This is a genomic window from Acinetobacter sedimenti (genome assembly GCF_022601685.1).
In the GTDB taxonomy this organism is placed as follows: domain Bacteria; phylum Pseudomonadota; class Gammaproteobacteria; order Pseudomonadales; family Moraxellaceae; genus Acinetobacter; species Acinetobacter sedimenti.
This window is the reverse complement of the sequence record NZ_JAKUML010000026.1, coordinates 1-21,780: the sequence shown is the minus strand read 5'-3', so window position 1 is coordinate 21,780 and position 21,780 is coordinate 1. Positions and strand designations below refer to the sequence as shown.

The 21,780-nt window shown below is 39.1% G+C and carries 22 protein-coding genes and 1 tRNA gene; 17 read left to right on the top strand and 6 right to left on the bottom strand.

What is annotated here, in order from left to right:
- Positions 1 to 142: 142 nt before the first annotated feature.
- On the bottom strand, positions 143 to 862 hold the full coding sequence (locus tag MKI79_RS11620) for an A1S_1983 family putative colistin resistance protein (RefSeq protein ID WP_241573877.1): 720 nt from the start codon (positions 860 to 862) through the stop codon (positions 143 to 145).
- A 227-nt stretch (positions 863 to 1,089) separates the two neighbouring features.
- Between MKI79_RS11620 and MKI79_RS11615 the strand changes: the two genes are divergently transcribed.
- The 4 genes from MKI79_RS11615 (at position 1,090) to MKI79_RS11600 (ending at position 3,848) form a co-directional block, all read left to right on the top strand.
- Positions 1,090 to 1,701, top strand: coding sequence for a glutathione S-transferase family protein (locus MKI79_RS11615; protein WP_241573875.1), 612 nt, complete (start codon positions 1,090 to 1,092; stop codon positions 1,699 to 1,701).
- Positions 1,702 to 1,853: 152 nt separating this feature from the next.
- Positions 1,854 to 2,336, top strand: a complete 483-nt coding sequence (ispF, locus tag MKI79_RS11610) for a 2-C-methyl-D-erythritol 2,4-cyclodiphosphate synthase (RefSeq protein ID WP_241573874.1) — start codon at positions 1,854 to 1,856, stop codon at positions 2,334 to 2,336.
- A gap of 210 nt (positions 2,337 to 2,546) precedes the next feature.
- On the top strand, positions 2,547 to 2,876 hold the full coding sequence (fdxA, locus tag MKI79_RS11605; RefSeq protein ID WP_241573857.1) for a ferredoxin FdxA: 330 nt from the start codon (positions 2,547 to 2,549) through the stop codon (positions 2,874 to 2,876).
- A 237-nt stretch (positions 2,877 to 3,113) separates the two neighbouring features.
- Positions 3,114 to 3,848: a D-Ala-D-Ala carboxypeptidase family metallohydrolase gene (locus MKI79_RS11600; RefSeq protein WP_241573894.1), complete on the top strand. Its 735-nt coding sequence runs from the start codon at positions 3,114 to 3,116 to the stop codon at positions 3,846 to 3,848.
- Between the two features lie 26 nt (positions 3,849 to 3,874).
- Here MKI79_RS11600 and MKI79_RS11595 read toward each other — a convergent pair whose 3' ends face one another.
- On the bottom strand, positions 3,875 to 4,510 hold the full coding sequence (locus MKI79_RS11595; RefSeq protein WP_241573852.1) for an alpha/beta hydrolase: 636 nt from the start codon (positions 4,508 to 4,510) through the stop codon (positions 3,875 to 3,877).
- A 198-nt stretch (positions 4,511 to 4,708) separates the two neighbouring features.
- Between MKI79_RS11595 and yaaA the strand changes: the two genes are divergently transcribed.
- Positions 4,709 to 5,488: a peroxide stress protein YaaA gene (gene yaaA / locus MKI79_RS11590; protein ID WP_241573849.1), complete on the top strand. Its 780-nt coding sequence runs from the start codon at positions 4,709 to 4,711 to the stop codon at positions 5,486 to 5,488.
- A gap of 77 nt (positions 5,489 to 5,565) precedes the next feature.
- Here yaaA and lysS read toward each other — a convergent pair whose 3' ends face one another.
- Positions 5,566 to 7,095 carry a lysine--tRNA ligase gene (gene lysS / locus MKI79_RS11585; RefSeq protein ID WP_241573846.1) on the bottom strand — a complete coding sequence of 510 codons (1,530 nt, stop codon included), beginning with the start codon at positions 7,093 to 7,095 and terminating at the stop codon, positions 5,566 to 5,568.
- A gap of 220 nt (positions 7,096 to 7,315) precedes the next feature.
- Here lysS and MKI79_RS11580 point away from each other — a divergent pair, with 220 nt between their 5' ends.
- Complete coding sequence (locus MKI79_RS11580; RefSeq protein ID WP_241573844.1) at positions 7,316 to 7,765, top strand: universal stress protein; 450 nt, start codon at positions 7,316 to 7,318, stop codon at positions 7,763 to 7,765.
- Between the two features lie 76 nt (positions 7,766 to 7,841).
- Here the strand turns inward: MKI79_RS11580 and dusB are convergent, their stop codons facing one another.
- Positions 7,842 to 8,843, bottom strand: coding sequence for a tRNA dihydrouridine synthase DusB (gene dusB / locus MKI79_RS11575; protein WP_241573841.1), 1,002 nt, complete (start codon positions 8,841 to 8,843; stop codon positions 7,842 to 7,844).
- 250 nt (positions 8,844 to 9,093) lie between these two features.
- Here dusB and MKI79_RS11570 point away from each other — a divergent pair, with 250 nt between their 5' ends.
- The 5 genes from MKI79_RS11570 (at position 9,094) to MKI79_RS11550 (ending at position 13,066) form a co-directional block, all read left to right on the top strand.
- A complete protein-coding gene (locus MKI79_RS11570; RefSeq protein WP_241573838.1) occupies positions 9,094 to 10,308 on the top strand; it encodes a DUF1615 family protein in 1,215 nt (404 codons plus the stop codon).
- Between the two features lie 24 nt (positions 10,309 to 10,332).
- Positions 10,333 to 11,052: an SIR2 family NAD-dependent protein deacylase gene (locus tag MKI79_RS11565; protein ID WP_241573835.1), complete on the top strand. Its 720-nt coding sequence runs from the start codon at positions 10,333 to 10,335 to the stop codon at positions 11,050 to 11,052.
- 81 nt (positions 11,053 to 11,133) lie between these two features.
- Positions 11,134 to 11,209, top strand: a tRNA-Glu gene (locus MKI79_RS11560).
- 153 nt (positions 11,210 to 11,362) lie between these two features.
- The gene (locus MKI79_RS11555; RefSeq protein WP_241573832.1) at positions 11,363 to 12,280 is read left to right on the top strand and encodes a LysR family transcriptional regulator; all 918 of its coding nucleotides are present in this window, start codon (positions 11,363 to 11,365) and stop codon (positions 12,278 to 12,280) included.
- A gap of 192 nt (positions 12,281 to 12,472) precedes the next feature.
- Entirely contained in the window at positions 12,473 to 13,066 is a 594-nt protein-coding gene (locus MKI79_RS11550; RefSeq protein WP_241573830.1) for a nitroreductase family protein, read from the top strand.
- A gap of 60 nt (positions 13,067 to 13,126) precedes the next feature.
- Here MKI79_RS11550 and MKI79_RS11545 read toward each other — a convergent pair whose 3' ends face one another.
- Positions 13,127 to 13,549 carry a YqaA family protein gene (locus MKI79_RS11545; RefSeq protein ID WP_241573891.1) on the bottom strand — a complete coding sequence of 141 codons (423 nt, stop codon included), beginning with the start codon at positions 13,547 to 13,549 and terminating at the stop codon, positions 13,127 to 13,129.
- A gap of 329 nt (positions 13,550 to 13,878) precedes the next feature.
- Between MKI79_RS11545 and MKI79_RS11540 the strand changes: the two genes are divergently transcribed.
- The 6 genes from MKI79_RS11540 (at position 13,879) to MKI79_RS11515 (ending at position 21,446) form a co-directional block, all read left to right on the top strand.
- The gene (locus MKI79_RS11540) at positions 13,879 to 15,153 is read left to right on the top strand and encodes a tyrosine-type recombinase/integrase (RefSeq protein WP_241573828.1); all 1,275 of its coding nucleotides are present in this window, start codon (positions 13,879 to 13,881) and stop codon (positions 15,151 to 15,153) included.
- Between the two features lie 284 nt (positions 15,154 to 15,437).
- Positions 15,438 to 16,931, top strand: coding sequence for a DUF4331 domain-containing protein (locus MKI79_RS11535; RefSeq protein ID WP_241573826.1), 1,494 nt, complete (start codon positions 15,438 to 15,440; stop codon positions 16,929 to 16,931).
- A gap of 15 nt (positions 16,932 to 16,946) precedes the next feature.
- Positions 16,947 to 17,186, top strand: a complete 240-nt coding sequence (locus MKI79_RS11530) for a hypothetical protein (RefSeq protein ID WP_241573823.1) — start codon at positions 16,947 to 16,949, stop codon at positions 17,184 to 17,186.
- 56 nt (positions 17,187 to 17,242) lie between these two features.
- Positions 17,243 to 18,358 (top strand): tetratricopeptide repeat protein, encoded by a 1,116-nt coding sequence (locus MKI79_RS11525; protein ID WP_241573820.1) that lies wholly within the window; start codon positions 17,243 to 17,245, stop codon positions 18,356 to 18,358.
- 91 nt (positions 18,359 to 18,449) lie between these two features.
- On the top strand, positions 18,450 to 20,567 hold the full coding sequence (locus tag MKI79_RS11520) for a TonB-dependent receptor (RefSeq protein WP_241573818.1): 2,118 nt from the start codon (positions 18,450 to 18,452) through the stop codon (positions 20,565 to 20,567).
- Between the two features lie 30 nt (positions 20,568 to 20,597).
- The gene (locus MKI79_RS11515) at positions 20,598 to 21,446 is read left to right on the top strand and encodes a hypothetical protein (protein ID WP_241573816.1); all 849 of its coding nucleotides are present in this window, start codon (positions 20,598 to 20,600) and stop codon (positions 21,444 to 21,446) included.
- A 217-nt stretch (positions 21,447 to 21,663) separates the two neighbouring features.
- Here MKI79_RS11515 and MKI79_RS11505 read toward each other — a convergent pair.
- On the bottom strand, positions 21,664 to 21,780 hold a 117-nt coding region (locus MKI79_RS11505; RefSeq protein ID WP_168389869.1), incomplete at its 5' end, for an integrase core domain-containing protein.

The window sequence follows — 21,780 nt, the reverse complement described above, 5'->3', positions numbered from 1 at the left end:
GCTTACAATACTTGTTTAACCCAGTCATAGCGTAACTTTAGCACCTTTTGATTTGTGGTAAAGTTATCTAGACCCAATTTTAAATTGAAGTGAGTAGCTGCTTTAAAATCCAGCGTCTTTATAAACCAATCATCTGATAAAATTAATCGTAAAGCTTATAAATTCCAGTAAACCGCTTACAATTTTCCTCATCAGATTCAAGCTTTAGAATCGAAAATTGACGCTCAATTTTGTACTGACAACGACTATCCAAATCACTAATTTCTTGCAAAGCATCCGCCGTCGTATATGAACGTAAATGTGCATAACGTGCTGTATCGCTATTATTAGGATTGCGAAATTGTGTTGCTTCGATTTTGATGCGATTGCGATCGAGTTGTTGTATTTGTAATGAGGTCGATTGCGGATCAACTTTGCCATCTACATAACGTACAAAGTGCTGTGTGAGGCTTTGATTCATACTGGTTAAATACACCAGCTCATCAATACGCTGTTCATATTGCTGTGCAATACATGCTTTGGTTTTGCATTTATTGACGAAGCTTTCCCACTGCTGTTGTGATAGCAAAAGTAACTTTAGTGGTGCGTTAGACATCAGCTGTGCTTGTAGATATTGTGCTTTAATTTCTTCGTTGTGTGCTTTCAGCTGTTCATCTTGGCAAACATGTTTGCGCAATAGCTTGGATTCTGCTTGTCCATGTGTGTCTTGATCACAAGCCGGTAAGATCGATTCATTTTTCGCATAGACAACAGTGCTTGCCATCAAACTCATGGCAAATAATCTTGAGATTCTTAGTGTTGCTTTTGCTAAGAATTTTTGCGTCGAACGACCTTGAGATTTCATAGATAGCACTTCATTCATGGCACTTTCAAAACAACATTTTAATCATCATATTTTATAAAAATGTATGTTCTGACTGTCTGTAAATTTGGCAGTTTTCTAAAATGATGATCGTCAAACTATACGTGGCAAACCCTTTGTTAGACAAGTATTAATTTTAACAAATTTGCAAATCTATTGTGCCAAGCTAATCATCAGTACAGGTTAAACTCGAACGAGTCAGAATATTCAAATATAAGGAAATACGCATGAAACTCTATTGCAATGTGCAATCACGTAGTAACACCATTTTACCGCTATTAAAAGAACTCGATATCGAAGATCAAGTGGAATTAATCGAGCTTGAATATGGCACCACGATGCGAAGTGCTGAATATCTTGCACTCAATCCACTAGGTAAAGTGCCGTGCCTTGTCGATGGTGATGCTGTGATTAGTGAAACGCCTGCGATCTTTGCCTATCTCGCCGACAAGTTTACAGAAAAAGGCTTTGCGCCTGCGTTAAATGATCCGAAGCGTGGTGAGTATTATAAATGGTTATTCTTCGGGCATGGACCTGTGACGGAGTTTATGAATATCAAAGCTTTGAATATTCCACCTGAAACACTTGCCAAACAACGTGGCAGTATTAGCTTTGGTGATGAAGAAGCGATGATGAATTTTCTGCGTCAAGGACTCAGTAATGCCAAACCTTATTTATTGGGTGAACAAATCACTGTGGCGGATTTATATATCGCTTATTGGCTCACTTTTGGGATTAGCTTTAAAATTATCCCTTATGACGAAGCCTTTAAGCCTTTCCTTAAAACCATTCAACAACGGAATGCAGTGAAAGATGTTACTTGGATACAAAGCATTTAAATGCTTAAATATAGTTAAAGCACTTTAAACCCACTACGTCGTTAACCTCACTCGATGTACGCTATGTACACCATCACTCGGTTGCCTTGTAGTGGAGGTTAAATTACTTCAACTATAAAATTCACAAATTTATTTTCTTAATAAGGCATTTTATGATTCGTATCGGCCAAGGCTTAGACGTCCACGCATTCGAAGATGGCGATTTTGTTACCCTTGCAGGTGTAAAGATTCCACATACCCACGGCCTAAAAGCCCATTCAGATGGAGATGTCATCTTACATGCCTTATCCGATGCTTTGCTTGGTGCGCTTGCACTCGGTGATATTGGACAACACTTCCCTGACACCGATCCTGAATTTAAAGGTGCGGATAGTCGTGTGCTACTTCGTCATGTCTATACATTGATCCAAGATCGTGGCTATGAACTGCAAAATGCTGATATTACAGTGGCTTGTGAACGTCCAAAACTTGCACCACACAATCTTGAGATGCGTCAAAATATTGCAGATGATTTAGATGTCGAACTGACGCAAGTGAGTGTCAAAGCAACCACCACTGAAAAGCTTGGATTTACTGGTCGCCAAGAAGGCATTTTAGCATCTGCTGTAGTTCTTTTGGCTAAAAAAGATGATTAATTGCATCTAAAAGATTCAATTTTCAACAAAATGCAGTGATCAAAAGCATTCATGCAACTGTTTGTACTCAAATTTTCACCGTATGACAGAAATTCTGATGCTTTTCCATTGTTTTTATAAAGGATATCAATAAAAGAAATTGGTACTTTTATATTTTTTTCCTTAGAATAGGCGCAATTTTTAAGATTTGACCATAAGGTAGCTGTCGCCATGACCTTTGTTGTAACTGAAAACTGTATTAAATGTAAATATCAAGACTGCGTTGAAGTATGTCCTGTAGATTGCTTTTACGAAGGTCCGAACTTCTTGGTCATCAATCCTGATGAATGTATCGACTGTGCGCTGTGCGAACCTGAATGTCCTGCCAATGCGATTTTCTCAGAAGATGAGTTACCTGAAGGTCAAGAAAAGTTTATTGAGATCAATGCTGAACTTTCTGAAAAATGGGCTGACAACAACATTACCCAAATTGGCGATCAACCAGAAGATCGTGAAGACTGGAATGGTAAACCTGATAAGTTGCAATACTTAGAACGCTAAGATTCTTAGCGAACAAAAAGTTATAAAAAGATTGAATGCGAAAGGGTTAAGCAAATTAACCCTTTTTCAATTTTAAAGCTTTAGGTTAAATTTAAGTTTGATTAGTGAAGATAAAACTTTTGATAAACTTCACACATACTTTGTCACTATTCCCCTACAAATCATTGCAAAGTCATTTTGTCGTCATTACAGCAAAATGTTAAAATCAAAAATATGAATGCTAAAAAAAACCTCTATATGCGTCGTACTGCTCAATGCTTTTTGCTACTCAGCTCACTTCCTTTTATCTTATCGGGTTGTACCACGACGCCACAAAAAACCACCTATAGACTTCCTCAACCTCAAGCGCCGAAGGTCAATCTAAACCCACAACAAGCGCCTCAAACACCAAATAGACGAATCTGGGTGCAACAGCCTCCAGCCGACTATGTTGTGTGGTTAAATAATTACGGGATTAAGCAACGTGTTGCGCAGTATGAGCAATACTTAAAAGACAATCGTGTACATACCGCTGTACCGACCCATCAACTCTTGCGCAGTGCTCGAGATTGGCAAAAATGTGGGCGCTCATATCCATATGCAGTGCCAAGCCCAGAGCTATGGGGAAATGCGATCCCGACCTTAAAAATCATTCAATATTTAGTCGATACCAATGTACTGCGTAACTTTGAGGTAACTTCTGCCTATCGTGATTATTCATTGAATATTTGCGCAGGCGGTGCAGCGGGTTCGAAGCACGTCTACAACTCGGCGGTGGATTTTCGCTTAGGTTCTGCGTACACCACATCTGCACAAGACTTGATTTTGATCGAAGATACCAAGATCAAACTTTGCAACTTTTGGCGTCAGCATGGACAAAGCTTGAATATGGGACTTGGCGTCTATGCCTCAGGTCAGATTCATATAGACACACAGGGTTATCGTACTTGGGGACCTGATCATTCTAGTGCTACGTCGATTTGTAATTACTGATTTTAAAATGATCTTTAAATCATCATCTATGGCGTATCAAACACTAAAAATCGCTCAATAACTGTTCTCAGCGGTTTTAAATAGCCTGTAAAAAAGTGATTTGCACCTGGCATGATAGTGATTGGATGACGTTGCGATTTTGCCCAAGCCACGACATCGGCTAGCGGTGTAATCTCGTCTTGCTCACCATGAATCAGCAAAATATCGTGATCAATTTTAGGCGTTTGATAATCAATCAAATCTCGAACACGACCTGCAGGAAGCCCTGCCAAAACTATTTGCTTAGGACGATTTGCTTGGTCTAACAAATGAAAACTCTTTGCCCAAACATGTGAACCAAAAGAAAATCCACCTGCATAAAATGGCAAGTTTGGATATTTCTCCTGCATCTGCATGGCAATATTGGCAATGTCTTTGCTCTCACCATTGCCATCGTCATGCTCACCATATGAATCCCCAGAACCACGAAAGCTTGGTCGCCAAACTAAACAACCATGCTCAGCAAAAATCTCTGCCATCAGCTGAGGAATTTTATGTTTTGGATTGCCACCCATCAACGGATGTGGATGTGTAACTAAGGCAATGGCTTTGATAGTTTCTGGGCGATCTTCATAGACTTGCACTTGCCCTGCTTCACATTGCAGATAGATTTTTTCAGTCATAATTCACCTGTGTTTGTTGAACTTATTGTAGCAATCTTTACTCTAATAATTTGAGCAATATGTTGTTTTAAGTATCATCCAAAAGGATTGTTCAAATCGAAAAAGAATTTACCCATAAAACTCATCGCAGATTTCCATTTGCAGTTTGATTTTGCTTTGTTAAGCTAAGTACCAATGATCACTATGAATTAAAATCTTATGTTTGTCGTACTTTCCCCTGCAAAATCCTTAGACTACGAATCAGAACTACCCACTGAAAAATTCACCCAACCTCGTCTTTTAGATGATTCTTTTGAGTTGATTCAAGAGGCTCGAAAACTGTCCGCTTCGCAACTCGGTCAATTGATGAGTATTAGCGAAAAGCTCTCTCAGCTCAATGTCGATCGTTTTAAAGATTGGCAAAAGGACTTTGACCTACACAATGCGCGTCAAGCGATCTATGCCTTTACAGGCGATGTGTATACTGGACTAGATGCGACGACATTAAATCAAACTCAAATCAACTATGCACAAAAGCATTTGCGGATGCTGTCAGGTTTATATGGTTTGCTTCGTCCGCTAGATCTGATGATGCCGTATCGTTTGGAAATGGGTACAAAACTCAAGAATGAGCGTGGCACAAACCTTTACCAGTTTTGGGGTGATCAAATCAGCAAATTGCTTCGTGAAGATATGAAAGCGGAAAAGTCTAAAATCTTGGTCAATCTTGCTTCTGATGAATATTACAAATCCGTCAATGAAGAAGTATTGGACTGTGACATCATCAAACCTGTATTTCTCGATCAGAAGAATGGCAAATACAAAGTGATCAGCTTCTATGCTAAAAAAGCACGGGGCTTAATGTCACGCTTTATCATTGAACATAAAATCCAAAAAGTTGAACAATTGAAAGACTTTAATGTCGATGGTTATTACTTCGATAAAGAAAACTCAAATACACATGAGTTAGTGTTTAAACGTGATGAGCAAGCCGCTTAAACTGTTATGAACTATACAACTTCCTAAAAGCAGAAAAGCCTTCAACTGAAGGCTTTTTTACGCATCTTTCTCAAAGATTAAACATCTTTACGACGCATATGCGGGAACAAAATCACATCACGAATACTTGGTGCATTGGCAAAGATCATCACCAAACGGTCAATCCCAATCCCTTCACCTGCGGTCGGTGGCAAACCATATTCAAGCGCTTCAATAAAGTCTGCATCGTAGTGCATTGCTTCATCATCACCTGCATCTTTTTCTACCACTTGCGCTTGGAAACGCTCTGCTTGGTCGATTGGATCATTCAACTCCGAGAAGCCATTGGCAAGCTCACGACCACCAATGAAAAATTCAAAACGATCGGTAATGTGTGGATTGTGATCATTACGACGTGCAAGCGGTGAGGTTTCCGCAGGATATTCCGTGATGAACGTCGGCTGACGAAGTTTAGTTTCTACGGTTTCTTCAAAGACGATAGTTTGCAGTTTACCCAAACCAAAGAACGGTTTAACTTGTTCTTTGAGTGTGTTTTTCACATAGTCCGCCAAGAATTCACGATCACCGACATTTTCAGCGGTAAATTCTGGATTATGTTCTAAGATCGCATCGAACATTGAGATTTTCTTAAATGGGCCTTTGAAGCTAAACACTTCTTCACCATACGGCACATCTGTCGAACCCAAAATGTCGAGTGCCAATTTCTCCAGCATATTCTCTGTCAATTCCATCAAATCTTTATAATCTGCATAGGCTTGATAGAATTCAATCATCGTGAATTCAGGATTGTGGCGAGTCGATACGCCTTCGTTACGGAAGTTACGGTTAATCTCAAACACACGCTCAAAACCACCCACCACAAGACGTTTTAAATACAACTCAGGTGCAATACGCAAGAATAATGGCATGTCCAAGGCATTATGATGCGTTTCAAATGGTTTTGCTGCCGCACCACCTGGAATGACGTGCATCATCGGTGTTTCAACTTCCATATAACGCTGTTCAGTCAAGAACTGACGAATACCTGCAACGACTTTGGCACGGATTTCAAAGGTTTTACGGGTTTCTTCATTGACGATCAGGTCAAGATAGCGTTTACGATATTTCGCTTCGGTATCTGATAAGCCGTGGAATTTGTCTGGCAATGGACGAAGTGATTTGGTCAGTAACTCGAACTGTTCGATATGGACATAAAGATCACCTTTACCCGAACGACCGATATAGCCCGACACCGCAATAATGTCGCCCAAATCCAAGCCTTTGATGGTTGCAAGTGTATCTTCATCCAACTCTTTACGTGCGACATATAGCTGAATACGCCCTGTCATGTCTTGAATCACCATGAACGAGCCACGATTGAGCATGACACGCCCTGCAACTTTGACATAGACATGCTCTGCCGCTTCGATTTGTTCTTTGGTTTGCTCTAAAAACTGCGCTTGCAAGTCGCCTGCATAATGCTCACGTTTAAAGGCGTTTGGATAGGCGCTTAAATTAGACTGTTCAGCCTTTTCTTGGATTTGTTTTAATTTGGCATGACGCTGTGCGATTAAATCGTTTTCAGAAATTTGTGGTTCGGAAGTCGATTGAGCGTTATTTTGCGTCATCTTTGCCTCGATATCTAAGAGAATGAATAATTTGAAAGTGCGCCATTCTATCAGAAAATCAATAGATTTCGCACCGTAACACTGCAATACAATTTAAAAAAATTGCAAATTGAAAGCAAAGCCATCCTATGTTTCAATGAAATAAGCGCAGTACATTTATTCCAAAGCAAAATACAAAGTTTTCAATGCTAATCGAAGATGATAAAAAAGGAGTTGCACCATGAGCTACCAACACATTCTCGTTCCAGTTGACGACTCGCCAATCTCTTATGCCGCTGTTGATCATGCGATCACGCTTGCTAAGCTATGTAATTCTGAAGTGACTTTGGTCAGTGTGGTTTCGGTTGATCCTTATGTTGGCGTGGATTTTTATCAAGTTGCACCAATGATCACAGAACACTTTATGGAAGCTGAAGCGTCTGCGAAATCTCGCCTGCAAGAAATAGCCCAAACCTTTGACCGTGAAGGTATTACTGTACAGTCCAAAGTTTTTCATGGTAGCCCTGCTGAGGGTATTATTCATGTGGCGGATGAGGTCAGTGCGGACTTGATCGTCATGGGCTCACACGGTCGTACAGGTGTGAAAAAGTTAGTTTTAGGAAGTGTGGCGCAGTCGGTTTTGACCCAATCACCAATTCCAGTATTAGTGATTAAGCATCAATCAAGTTGATACTTAAAATTCATACCTAAAATTAATGCTTAGAATTGAATTTGTAGTTTAATTAATGGGTTACCAACAAATTAACTTACTCAACCTGTACATCTGCAAGACTTTGCCCATGATGTAACAGTTGCTCGAAATACTCTGACACCACTTGCGCTTGCTCGGCAGTTGATTCAACTTTGTACATGGCTTGACGAAACGCATTGCTATCTCGCAAGCCTTTGGTGTACCACGCAATATGTTTCCGAGCGATACGACAACCTGAATATTCACCGTAAAATTGATACAACTCTGACAAATGCCCTATCAGCACTTCCCGGATTTCAATAATTTCAGGCGCATCTAAATGCGTACCTGTCTGCAAATAATGTTGAATCTCTCGAAATATCCACGGACGACCTTGCGCAGCTCGACCAATCATGATCGCATCGGCACCTGTATAGTCCAATACATATTTGGCTTTTTCAGGGCTATCAATATCACCATTGGCGATCACAGGAATATTGATCGACTGTTTGACCGCTTTGATCAGTTCATAGCGTGCGGTATTCAGATACATATCTTCACGAGTACGACCATGTAAAGCTAAAGCGGCTATCCCCACCTGCTCTGCATATTTAGCAACTTTTAGAATATTTTCTTCGCCATTTTTAAAGCCAAGTCGAGTCTTTAAGGTCACAGGTACATCAACCGCTTCAACGACCGCATTTAAGATGCGTTGTACTAATTCTTCATCTTGGAGTAGTGCCGATCCTGCAAGTTTATTGCAGACTTTTTTGGCAGGACAGCCCATATTGATATCGACGATTTGCGCACCATTGGCAACTTGATAACGTGCCGCTTCGGCAAGTTGCTCGGGGTCTGAACCTGCGATTTGTGCAGAGATTGGCGCAAGCTCACCATCAAAGTTTGCACGATACAGACTTTTTTTAGACATACGTAATGTCTTATCTGAGGTCATCATTTCACTGACCGCATGTCCTGCGCCAAAGTGCTTACAGAGCGTGCGAAATGGACGATCTGTGACTCCCGCCATTGGTGCCACGATCAGAGCATTGTCAAGTTGATAAGGACCGATACGCATATAGTGTTTGAAACAAACCTCAAAAATACAAAAATATCGCTGATAAAGCTCAAATGCTGAACTTTATAGTCAATACGATTTCAATTGGCGCACAGTATACTCTATGCACAAATTTATTCTATAATCCTTTCATATCCGCATGATCTTACCTAGATCGTCTTTCCATTAATCAACTACCCATTCGAATCATCTTTCCATTCGAATCATTTATTCGCATATTGGAATCGCTCAGTTGAATGTTCTTAAAGCTATGTCAAATTCTCGTTCTACATTTTTCTCTTCTACGTTGAAAACATTCAAGGCTTTTAAGCTCAGTATCTTGTGTCTATCTACGAGTGTGCTCTTGACGGCATGTGATGGTAGTTGGTTCAGCAGTGATCAAGAACCACAGCTCGATGCAGAACAAATCAACAAACTGATTCCCAATCGAGTGAAAGACAGCCAAAGTTGGGCGGATGATATTTTTGCGATTAGCCAAGAATTAAACATTATTCGTGATAAAGAAAATGTCTGTACGATGATCGCAGTCATTGACCAAGAATCTAACTTTATCGCTGATCCTCATGTACCGAATCTTGGTCGGAAAGCAGTACAAGAAATCAATGAAAGATTAGAAGACAAGCTTGGCAAGACGATGGCAAAGTATTTTGAGAATATGCTCAAAACCAAGCCGACAGCTGAAGACAACTATCTAATGAAACTAGAAAATGTACAGACTGAACGTGAGCTCGATCAGCTCTATCGTGAGATGTTTGAATATTTTGCTGTGCATTATCATGTCAGCGTTGTGGCTGGTGCGGCCAAACTTGTTGGGCAAGATATTGCAGAAAGCTTCAACCCAATTACCACGCTTGGATCAATGCAAGTGCATATCCGATATGCCAAAGCAAATAAGCGCAGTTTTATGACCATCAATCAGCTTCGTGATGATCTATATACGCAACAAGGGGGTTTGTACTACGGTATTCATCGCCTGATGATGTACCCTGCGGATTATGAAAAACCATTGTACCGCTTCGCAGATTACAACTCTGGCATGTACTCTAGTCGTAATGCCGCTTTTCAAAAAATGCTCAATCGACTCACTGATGCCGACCTCGACCTAGATGGTGATTTGTTGCTATACAACAAAGACAACGATGTCCGCATGCAAAAAAGTAGCTCAGAAAAAGCCCTGATCGAGTATTTCTCAACCAATCCAACTGCGCCATCACCACGTAAGATTCGTGCTGATTTGAAAAAAGAGAAACAACAAGACTTTGAACAGACTGAAACCTATCTGCTGATTAAAGCAAAGTTTGAAGAAAAAACTGGTGGCGATGCACCCTATGCCATCATGCCAAAAGTCGTGATCTCAGGGCCAAAGCTCAGCCGTGACTACAATACCAACTGGTTTGCCGAACGTGTAAATGGTCGTTACCAAAACTGTATGTCCAAAGCCAAACGCATTAAACTCGAAGAATAATTTTTAAAATTTGAGCAAAAGCTGATGAAAAAATTGGTGGTGTTTTCAGGCGCAGGTATGAGTGCCGAAAGTGGGATTAATACCTTTCGAGATAGCGATGGACTATGGGAAAACTATCGTATCGAGGACGTTGCCACACCTGAAGCTTGGGCGAAGAATCCCAAGCTCGTTCAACAGTTTTATAATCAGCGCCGTAAGCAAATCATCGAAGCCAAACCAAACAGCGCACATCTCGCCATTGCCGAATTAGAAAAAGACTTTCAAGTGCGAGTCATCACACAGAATATTGATGATTTACATGAGCGTGCAGGCAGTCAAAATGTATTGCATTTGCATGGGAATATTCGACTCGCCAAATCCTCTCAAAAGTTATCTAAACTGTCATTAAATCAAGAAGAAAGCTATTATCCCATCGAAGGTTGGGAGCTTGATTTAGAACGTGACCTTTGCCCACAAGGCTATCCGCTTCGCCCTCATGTGGTGTGGTTTGGCGAAGCCGTTCCTGCTTATGAACAAGCAATTCATATGGCTAATGATGCAGATATTTTTATTGTGATTGGCACAAGTCTAGCAGTCTACCCTGTAGCAGCCTTAGTGCATGAGATTCCTACGCATTGCCGAGCGTTTTATATTGACCCGAAAGCAGACCATCAACAAATTCCTTCACAGTATGAACGTATCACCATGACCGCAAGCGAAGGCATGCAATACATTCAAGATGTTTTGCAAAACGACAATGATTAAATTGAAGGACAATTCAGTTAAAAGGCGAAAATATATTTGACATCGATGTAACAGCTCTATATGATACGCACACCTCACAACGTCCCTATCGTCTAGAGGCCTAGGACATCGCCCTTTCACGGCGGTAACCGGGGTTCGAATCCCCGTAGGGACGCCATTATTCTTATAATAATTTTCTCTCTTTCTATTTTTTTCCTTTCTAATCAATATCATTGAATGTTTCGCAAATTCTACTTTTAAAATTTTAGCTTTTTAAATCTTTGTTTTCCTTTTACACTCATTGCTATCTATTACTTTTATTTTTTCATGTATGTTTTCACATTTAGATGATTATTACTGCTTTGCGATAGTCGTTGAGCATGGTGGCTTTAGTGCAGCCGAACGTGCTACGGATATTCCAAAATCAAAACTCAGTCGTCGTATTCAAAAGCTTGAAGAATATTTAGATACTCGCCTCATTCATCGCAACTCAAGACAGTTCTCCGTGACAGACATGGGCATGCAAGTTTATGAGCGTGCAAAAGTCATGATCGAAGCTGCCAAGTCTGCCGAAGATTTGGTGCAAAACCTGAGCGAAACGCCACGTGGTACAGTTAAAGTCAGTATTCCTACATCAATGGCACAGAATGAATTTGCAAAAATTCTGCCTGAGTTTTTGGCACGTTATCCTGAAGTGCGATTACAACTTTTAATTAGCAATCGACGTGTTGATCTGATCAATGAAGGTATTGATTTGGCAGTTCGTGTCCGCACACAGCTTGATGAAGATAGTAATTTGATTATTCGTCGTTTTGGCATCAGTGAACAACATCTATGTGCAAGCCAAGCCTATCTCAATCAATATGGTGCGCCAAACAGCCCTGATGAACTTGCAACACACCGTATATTGAGTATGTCAGATCAATTTATTCAGCAAAATATTGAACTGAAATGTACCGATGGCTCTTTGGAAAAAGTACAGATTCAGCCGATGTTATTGGGCTCCGATTTGATCATGCTCGCAGAATTGGCTGCCAAAGATTGTGGAATTGCCCTACTTCCCGATTCTGTAACATCGGAAAAAATTGCTTCAGGTGAGTTGGTCTATGTCTTGCCTGATTATCATGCGCAACATGGTATTTTCCATATGGTCTATCCAAGTCGCAAAGGTGTTTTACCTGCGGTACGTGTATTGATTGACTTTTTGGCAGAAAAATTAACCCAAGAATGTGAAATTGCCATGACCTGATTGAAGCTATATCAGCTATGGGTTTTACGTTAGTTTTTTTTAATCTTTTGAATTGTTCGTTGCAAATATAAAACAGTGTATTGTAAATACAATACTGCAAGATATTTCATTCAACTTTATACTGCGCTTGTCTTGTTAAATTAACTGAACAATTAACGCTGAACAATCAGTACAGATTGAAGGAATATCACCATGTCTTTTATCGAACAAATCAAACAACGTCGTTCTATCTACGCCATTGGCAAAAATATCAGCCAAACACCAGAACAACTTGATGCTGTGATTCAAGAAGCGATCAAACAATCGCCATCTTCTTTTAATTCTCAATCTTCTCGTGCAGTGACTTTATACGGCGACGCGCATACCAAGTTTTGGGAAATCGTGCGTGAAACTTTGCGCAAAATGGTGCCTGAGCAAGCATTCGCTGGTACAAGTCAAAAAATTGATAGCTTTGCAGCAGGTTATGGCACAGTATTATTTTATGAAGATCAAGATGTGATCAAAGACTTGCAAGAACAATTTCCACTTTATGCAGACAACTTTCCAGTGTGGTCTGAGCATTCTTCTGCAATTGCACAGTTTGCAACATGGACTGCCCTTGCAGAAATCAACATCGGCGCTTCATTGCAACATTACAATCCGATCGTTGATGAAGAAGTCGCACAGACTTTTGACATTCCTGCAAACTGGAAACTTCGTGCGCAGTTAGTTCTTGGTTCGATCGAAGCGCCTGCTGGTGAGAAAACATTTATGAATGATAGTGAACGCTTTAAATCGTTTCGCTAATTGCTAAGCTAAAGTCTTTCAAAAAATTGAATCCCTCTTTGTGAGGGATTTTTTATTGCTTTAATATGTGCTATACGCAAGATAAATCACAAAGTATCTTGAAAATTTTGCGACTGCGACAAAGCATAAAAATCTTAAAAAATTTTCTTTAAGGACACCACTGACTAATGTGATCGGATCACCAATGATCGGTAACCAACTGAGTAATAAAATCGGCGAGCCATATTTGGCGTATAACTTTTGAGCCTGATCTAGCTTTTGCTTGGAGATCGGAAACCATTTTCTATCTCGATATGTTTCAATTTTTATACCCAACCACCAATTCACACAAGAACCTAAGACATTGCCAAATGTTGCGATCGCTAATAACAAGGCAACCACATATTTTTCTGAAAATAATAATGCGAGTAGCAAAGCTTCTGACTGTAACGGTAGTAGCGTAGCCGCGCCAAATGCACTTAAAAATAAACTGATATAGCCGATGAGGATTTCATTCATTTGTAAGTCGTAAATTAATGACTGGAATAGGTCGAAAAGAAGATGATAACGCTGTAGATATAAACGAATGCTAAAACTATAAAAAGATATAAGGTATATAAATAAGACATAAAAAACCTGCTAAATATTAGCAGGCTTTTTAAGAATTTGGCAGAGGATCAATCTGTAAAACCATCATCCTATCGGATTTCACACAATATTAAAGCCACATAAAATCAATATTTTATATAAAATTATTGTCCTATACCATCTTTTCAAATACAATCTTATTTAGTATTTATGTGGGTATAGATGAGGGGTAATTAAAATTCAATATGCCTAAAAAAGCTAAAGAACTTTCAGCAAAAAGTGTTAGTAAATTAAAACAAGATGGTCGATATGCTGTCGGCGGTGTAGATGGTTTATGTCTAAATATTAAAAATGGTTACCGATCTTGGATTTTGCGAGTTGTCGTTGGGCAACGCACTGATGAAAATGTAAAGTTTGTACCTCATCGCCGAGATATTGGCTTAGGAGGTTTTCCTGAAGTTTCTCTTGCTGAAGCGAGAGAAAAAGCCCGTGAACTTCGCAAGCAAATTCGTGATGGTATTGATCCATTATTAGAAAAAAGAAAACATATCGAAGAACAACAAATTCAAAAGCAGAAAAGTAAAACATTTAAGGAGTGTGCTGAGGTCGTTTTTGCAAACAAGAAGCGTGAATTAAATAGTGAAAAACACGCCATGCAATGGGCGAACACAATCATTAGCTATGCCTACCCAATATTAGAAAATCGTACAATTGCTTCAATCACAAAAACGGATATTGCCACAATTCTTGAGCCGATATGGGCTGATAAACATGAGACTGCTAAGCGTGTTCGTGGACGACTAGAGACCATCTTTGATTACGCAAAAGCTAAGGATTATTTCACTGGAGATAACCCAGCTGCTTGGAAAGGCAACCTAGAGCCAATACTCGGCAAAATTAATGTCGAAGTTGAATCCATGCCTTCACTACCATATGAAAAAATTCAGGCATTCATATCACATCTGCATCGAAAAGATGGCATTTCAGCTAAAGCACTTTTATTTTGTATCCTGACAGCGTGTCGTTCAGGTGAGATATTTGGTGCAACTTGGCCAGAAATGGACTTTGAGAAAAATATTTGGATTATTCCCAAATCACGCATGAAAGCAAAAAAAGAGCATCAAGTTCCATTATCTCCTCAAGCCATTGCTATCTTAGAAAGTCTAAGACTTAATCAGAGCTTAGGTGACTTGGTATTCCCTGCACCTCGTGGCGGTATGCTATCAGATATGTCTATTACCGCATTAATTAAACGAATGCATGCTGAACAACTAGAAAAAGATGATATTGGTTATATCGACCCTAAAATTGGTCGTCGAATTACCACACATGGCTTTCGTTCAACTTTTCGTGATTGGTCAGCTGATAAGACAGATTATCCAAGAGAGGTGTGTGAGCATGTGTTGGCGCATAAACTGCCTGATGACGTGGAAGCCGCTTATTTACGTGGCGCATATCTTGAAAAACGCAAAGGTTTGATGGCGGACTGGGCTGAATTCTGTAGTTCACACTTTAACTAAATAGCATATGACGAATGCTTCTGCCGTCTAAAACTGCTGCATTCTTTTACAAGGGAATTACAAAAATAATTTACAGACTCAAAAAGCACCAAAAAAATGAGTATGTCAATAATTTAAGAATAGATCTACCATGATGATATCGAATCCTTCACAAAAAATTCACCATCGAATAAGTATATATATTAATAGTCTTATACTGATCTGAATTCATATAAGAAAATTATAGGACGAATTAAAATTCATCAAAAATATACCTAAGATCAGCATGGTCAAGGAGATACAAAATGGACTCTCGCCTACTTTTTGCATTTATGCTAGGTAGTTTAAGTGTGTCATCATTCGCTTCAAGTCACCGTGAAGCTCCATCAATTACTAAAACGCCCAAGGTCGATGCAACAGATTTTTATATGTTTAAAAGTTATGAGCCAAGCCGCAGCAATTTCGTAACCCTACTTGCAAATTATCAACCACTACAGGATGCTTATGGCGGACCTAATTATTTTTCTTTAGATCCTAAAGCGTTATATGAAATCCACGTTGACAATAATGGTGATGCACAAGAGGATATCACCTTCCAATTTCAATTTAATCAAGAGATAAAAGACCTACAAGTACCCGTGGGTGGTAAGAATATTTCTGTGCCATTGTCTAACATTGGTAAAATAACCAATGACAGCAGTTCAGCACAAAATACTGCTGAAACCTACACTGTGACGATGATTAAAGGAGATCGTCGCAAAGGTGATCGTAATGTACTCGGCACTTTCAAAAAACCATTTGATAATGTAGGAACAAAATCTATTCCTAACTATCAAGCTTATGCAGACACTTTTGTTCAAAACGTGAATTTCGGAAGCTGTGGTTCAGGTAAAGTTTTCGTTGGTCAACGCCAAGAATCTTTTGCGGTGAACTTGGGAGAAGTATTTGACTTAGTCAATATCAAAATTCCAGCCACTCAACTTGCACCTTCTGGTGTCAATGCTGAAGATCAAGGCTTAAATACAATTGCTGATAAAAACGTCACGACGATCGCTCTTGAAGTTCCACAATCATGTTTAGTGTCAACAAACGATACTGTGATTGGTGGTTGGACGACTGCGAGCTTACCTCAAGCAACCTTATTAAATCCAAATCCTGATAGCAACTTGAACAGCGCTTCAAAAGTTGGTGGTGCATGGACTCAAGTTTCACGTTTGGGTATGCCGTTAGTCAATGAGGTTGTGATCGGCTTGAAAGACAAAGACAAATTCAATGCTAGCAAGCCAGCCAATGATGGTCAATTTGCTGATTATGTTACTAATCCAGCACTACCAACTTTAATTGAAGTTCTGTTTAAAGATGCCACAGGCGGCGCTGTTGTAGCACCAACCAACTTCCCACGTACAGACTTAGTGAATGCATTCTTATTGGGTATTCCTGGTCTCAATCAACCAAAAAATGTGAAAGCGTCTGAGATGCTACGTTTGAATACAGCAATCGCACCGACAACAAAAGACAAGCAAAGTCGTTTAGGCGTCATTGGTGGTGATACTGCTGGTTTCCCAAATGGTCGTCGCCCAGGTGACGATGTTGTAGATATTGAGCTTCGAGTTGCTATGGGCTTGTTGTGTACGATTGATGGTGTAAATACTGCTGTAGGTTGTAAAGCAACTGATGCCAAAGCTGGCGGAATTAGTTTTACTGATGGCGCGTTACAATCACCGCAACAGTTCGGTACAACATTCCCTTATTTAAATACTCCAATGTCGGGCTCACCGTTTAATACAGCAAGCAAATAATCAGGAGTAAACACCATGCAAAAATATATACTGTTGTTCATGGTTGCAATTGGATTAGGCGGATGTGGTGGCGATGATAATAAATCTAAACCCAACAATAACAACCAATCTCAAGGTGATGCTGTACTGAAAGAAACGTTGATATTGACCAACCAATCGCAAAGCAACTTTGAACAAGCTGAACCAAAAACTCTGACTGCAATATCAGAAACAACCATAGATAACAAAGCTGAACCTGTAGCAGTTAAATTTTAAAACAAAAGCCCTTGGTTAGATTAGCTAACTAAGGGCTTTTTTAGGAGTTTTTCTAAATGTTAATCCGCCAACTTACCCTTGCTGTTTTAGTACTTAGTTACTTTGGTCCTGTGCATGCACATCCTAAACATCAACATAAAAATACAAGCTCAGAACTTACAAACAATCAAAGCAGTTTGAATAATCATTATAACGATACAGTGAGAAACCAAATTGTGACCGTATTACTCGAAAAAGCATATGCTCGTGGCGATGGAGATTTATTGGAACAAGCTGAAAACCTAATGAAAACCAGTAAAAATCCTTCCGATGTGGAAAATAAATTACTGGCAACTCGATTAGCGCAGGCTAACCATGATTTTAGTACAGCAGAAAAAACTCTAAAAGAAATACTGAAATCCCAGCCAAACCAATATGATGCTATTTTACAGCTCGCAAATATTTACAGACTTCAAGGTCAGTTCGATCAATCGCTTAGCTTATGCAATCAACTAAATGATTCCGAAGTCAAATGGTATCAAGCTGGCTGTATCCTCCAAGTTGAGGCAATGACCAAGAATTATTCAGATTTAAAAGCTAAAGCAGATGAGCTTTTAAAAGCGACTTCACGACTTAGTAAAAATGATAAACAGTGGTTTGGAAATATTTTGCTCGAAGTTGCCACACGATTTAATGACCAACAACTTGCGACGCAAGCTATTCCCTTACTTGCAACAGATAACCTACCCAATACTCTCGCCAAAGCAAATTGGTATATTGCTCAACAACAGTATCAAACGGCATTAAAGATCTTAGAACCCTACCGTTATCATGATGGTGCCCTTTATCGAATTATTTTAGCAAAACAGAAACTAGGTGATCGCTCATCAAATCAAGACTTGAGTGAATTAAGCTTGCGTGTTCAAACCTTATTGCAACAGCAAGACCACATTCATTTGAGAGAACAAGCACAATATCTTTGGGTATCAAAGCAATATCAAGAAGGTCTCAAGATCGCTGCGAAAAACTGGGATATGCAAAGAGAAAATGAAGATTTTGAGGTCTATGCTGCCCTTGCACTTGATAGCAAGAATCGTGAAAGCACAGAAAAGTTATTAAATTGGAGTAATGAAACTGGCTATCAAAATCCTATATACATTCAAAAACTGAAACAAATGTTAAAGCAACTCTAAATCTAAATTCGATAAACAACTGAAAACATGAACTTAATAATGACTTCATGGTTAATAAATCAAGATAGTTTATAAAATAGATGGAATAAAAATGAAAAAAAGACTTTTGTATTGTTTGTTGATAGGAAGTAGCCATTTCTATTTAGGTCAGCTTACTCATGCTGGAGGTGAACTTACAACAACACTTCCTACAATTAAAATAACAGCATCATCAAATTTAGATAGCACTTTTGGGGTCGCATTTGCTTCATCCCAAGGAACCATATCGAAAGAACAAATTGAAACTCGACCTTTATCACGTCCAGCAGAGGTTTTAGAAACGATCCCCGGTGTCATTGTGACTCAACACAGCGGTACAGGTAAGGCAAATCAGTTTTTCCTGCGTGGATTTAACCTAGATCATGGTACCGACTTTGCCACTTCATTTGATGAGATCCCTATCAATATGGTTAGTCATGCACATGGACAAGGCTATACCGATTTAAATTTTCTGATTCCAGAGCTGATTGAAACGATCCAATATCATAAAGGTGCAACATCAATTGATGATGGTGATTTCGCTTCGGCTGGTACTGCGAATATTTCAAGTATTCATTCATTAGATCGTCCCTATCTACAAATGACGCTAGGAAAAAATGATTTACTTAGAGTTTTAGGTGTCGGCAATCTGCAACTGCAGAATGGTGAAATTATTGCTGCAATTGAAAATTTAAATAACGATGGACCATGGATAAATCCTGAGAATTTATCCAAACAGAATGTATTTCTAAAATACTTTAGCGGAGACCACAGTAAAAATAAGTCCATCGCTTTTCAACATTACCAGTCTAAATGGGATGCAACTGATCAAATCCCCGAGCGTTTAATTGACAGTGGGGAGATTGATCGATTTGGCAGCCTAAATACTAGCGACGGTGGAAAATCCTCAAGAACTGCATTTTGGTACAATTCGAAGAATCATGATGAAAAACAATTCTCTGAACTTTCATCATATGCCGTCTATAACAAGCTGAACTTATTTTCTGATTTTAGTTATTTTCTTAATGATCCACTACGTGGGGATCAATTTGAACAAGCGGAGGAACGCACAACGCTTGGTGCAAAGTATCAGAAAGGTTGGGCTACGGTTTGGCAGGATAGAGACGTTTTAAATACATATGGCAGCTCTTTTAGATATGACTACATCGCGGATATCGGGCTTTATCAAACTGAAAACCGTCAACGCTTCCGCACAATTCGCCAAGATGATATTCAAGAGTTTTCTTTGGGCATTTGGGGTCAAAATCAAACCAGTTGGCAACCTTGGTTAAAGACTATTTTCGGTGTACGTGGTGATTTTTATTCTTTTGATGTTAATTCAGATCGCAAAGAAAATACGGGTAATGAAACTGACCATATTCTTAGCCCTAAATTGAGCATGGTTTTAGGTCCTTGGAAAAATGTTGAATATTATCTGAATTATGCGTATGGATTTCATAGTAATGATGTTAGAGGTACCACGACAATATTGAATGTTGACCCAAGAGACAGTAACTATTTAAGTAAAATTGACTCTGTATCACCTTTAGTGAGAACCATCAATTCTGAAATTGGACTGAGAGCTAACTTTATTCCAGAACTTACCAGCACACTTGCTGTATGGCAACTCGACTCTGATTCAGAACTTTTGTTTATCGGTGACGCTGGCACCACTGAAGCCAGTCGTCCAAGTAAACGCCAAGGACTTGAAATTTCACAATACTATCAACCAACTGATGCTTGGATTATTGATTTAGATGCTGCTTGGTCAAAAGCAAGATTTAAAAATAACAGTGCTGAAGGAAATCATATTCCGGGTGCGATTGAAAAAACACTAGCAGCAGGATTCACCTATCATGTTAATGATCAATTAAACTTTGGCGGTCGTTTACGTTACTTTGGTTCACGTCCTTTGATTGAAGATAATTCCGTTCGTTCAGACTCTTCGACATTAGTAAACTTACAAGGCAGTTATAAATTTAATAAAAATTTCCAAGCACAATTAGAACTATTCAATGTATTTGATCAAAAGGTGAATGATATTGAATATTACTATGCATCATGCAGTCGTCAAGATTTAGGCGATTCCGCATGTTCTCCAAACTCAACTGAACGTGAGGGAATTTTTGACAAACATGTTCACCCAACTGAGGGTAGAAACCTCAGAATGACCTTACGTTATTTATTCTGATTATCAACATGAATGCTCAGGAGAAAAGTTATGTGGTCTCAAAACAAACTAAATGTTTCACAGAGCGCATTTCTCTTTAGCATCATCGCGCATGTTGTGATCCTCATCGTGCTCTTAAAACCTGATGCTGAAAATAGCTCTGATATTAGATCGACTATCAAAGTAACTTTTGTTTCGGCATCAGTTAAAACAAATAATGATACAGTACGAATATCTTCTGAGCCCTCCCCATCAACGGTCAATCAACTTCAGACTCAGAATTCAAAAAGATTGGATGCCTCCTCGACTGACAGCACCAATTTAGCAAATCAAGTCCCCGATTTTTTTGATCTCTCTCAAGATACACAAATGATAGAGGCTAATAATTTATATGATCCATTATTAGATGCACAAAATCGAGCTAAAAAAGCCATTCAAGAGGCAAAGGATGTGTCTAATCTTTATCAAGCAAATATCAAACCGATGGATACAAATTTTTTGGAAGATAATCAATTACCCATCTCGAAGTCTGAAACCGAATCATTGGGTTTATACAAGGTCGATGTCATTGATGATCCTAAAGATTTAGAGCTTTACTCTACTTTGATTGAGGTCAGTACAACAACGCCGTCTACAGATGATGAATTACAAATTAATCAACTCACGCAACAAATCACAAAACTTTTACATGAAAATGATTTAAGTCTTATCAAAACGAAACCAACAACGATTGAATTTACGATAGATCCAGTCAATCTGATTGTGCTTATTAAACTTTCTGCGGACTCAATCAAAACACATCCCAATCTCAAAACATTACTAGAGAACCTGTCATTTGATGCGATTTTTATCAATAGCAATCTGAATGAAAGACCTTATTCTTTCGTTGTTAATATTTAATTTTCAAAATAAAAAAAAGAGAGTTAAAAAAACTCTCTTTTTATCTTTGGGCTATTTTGGATTCAATCCATATATTGATCTCTACAGCCAACCCACTCGATTTGAAGACAGCTTTATTTGTTTAGGAAACGTAGAATCATAACTAACTTTTTTGGATCGCGCATATTGTAAATTGTTGGGTAATCCTCCCATAAATAACCGAAGTTAAAAGTAGAGGTTAAGCAGCCATTAGAGGTGGCCTTCCTTTGTTTGCTTGGTGTGGTCTTTCATGGTTGTAATGCCACAACCAGTTTGTTGCATAATCTTGTACTTCATCCAAAGTATCAAATAAATG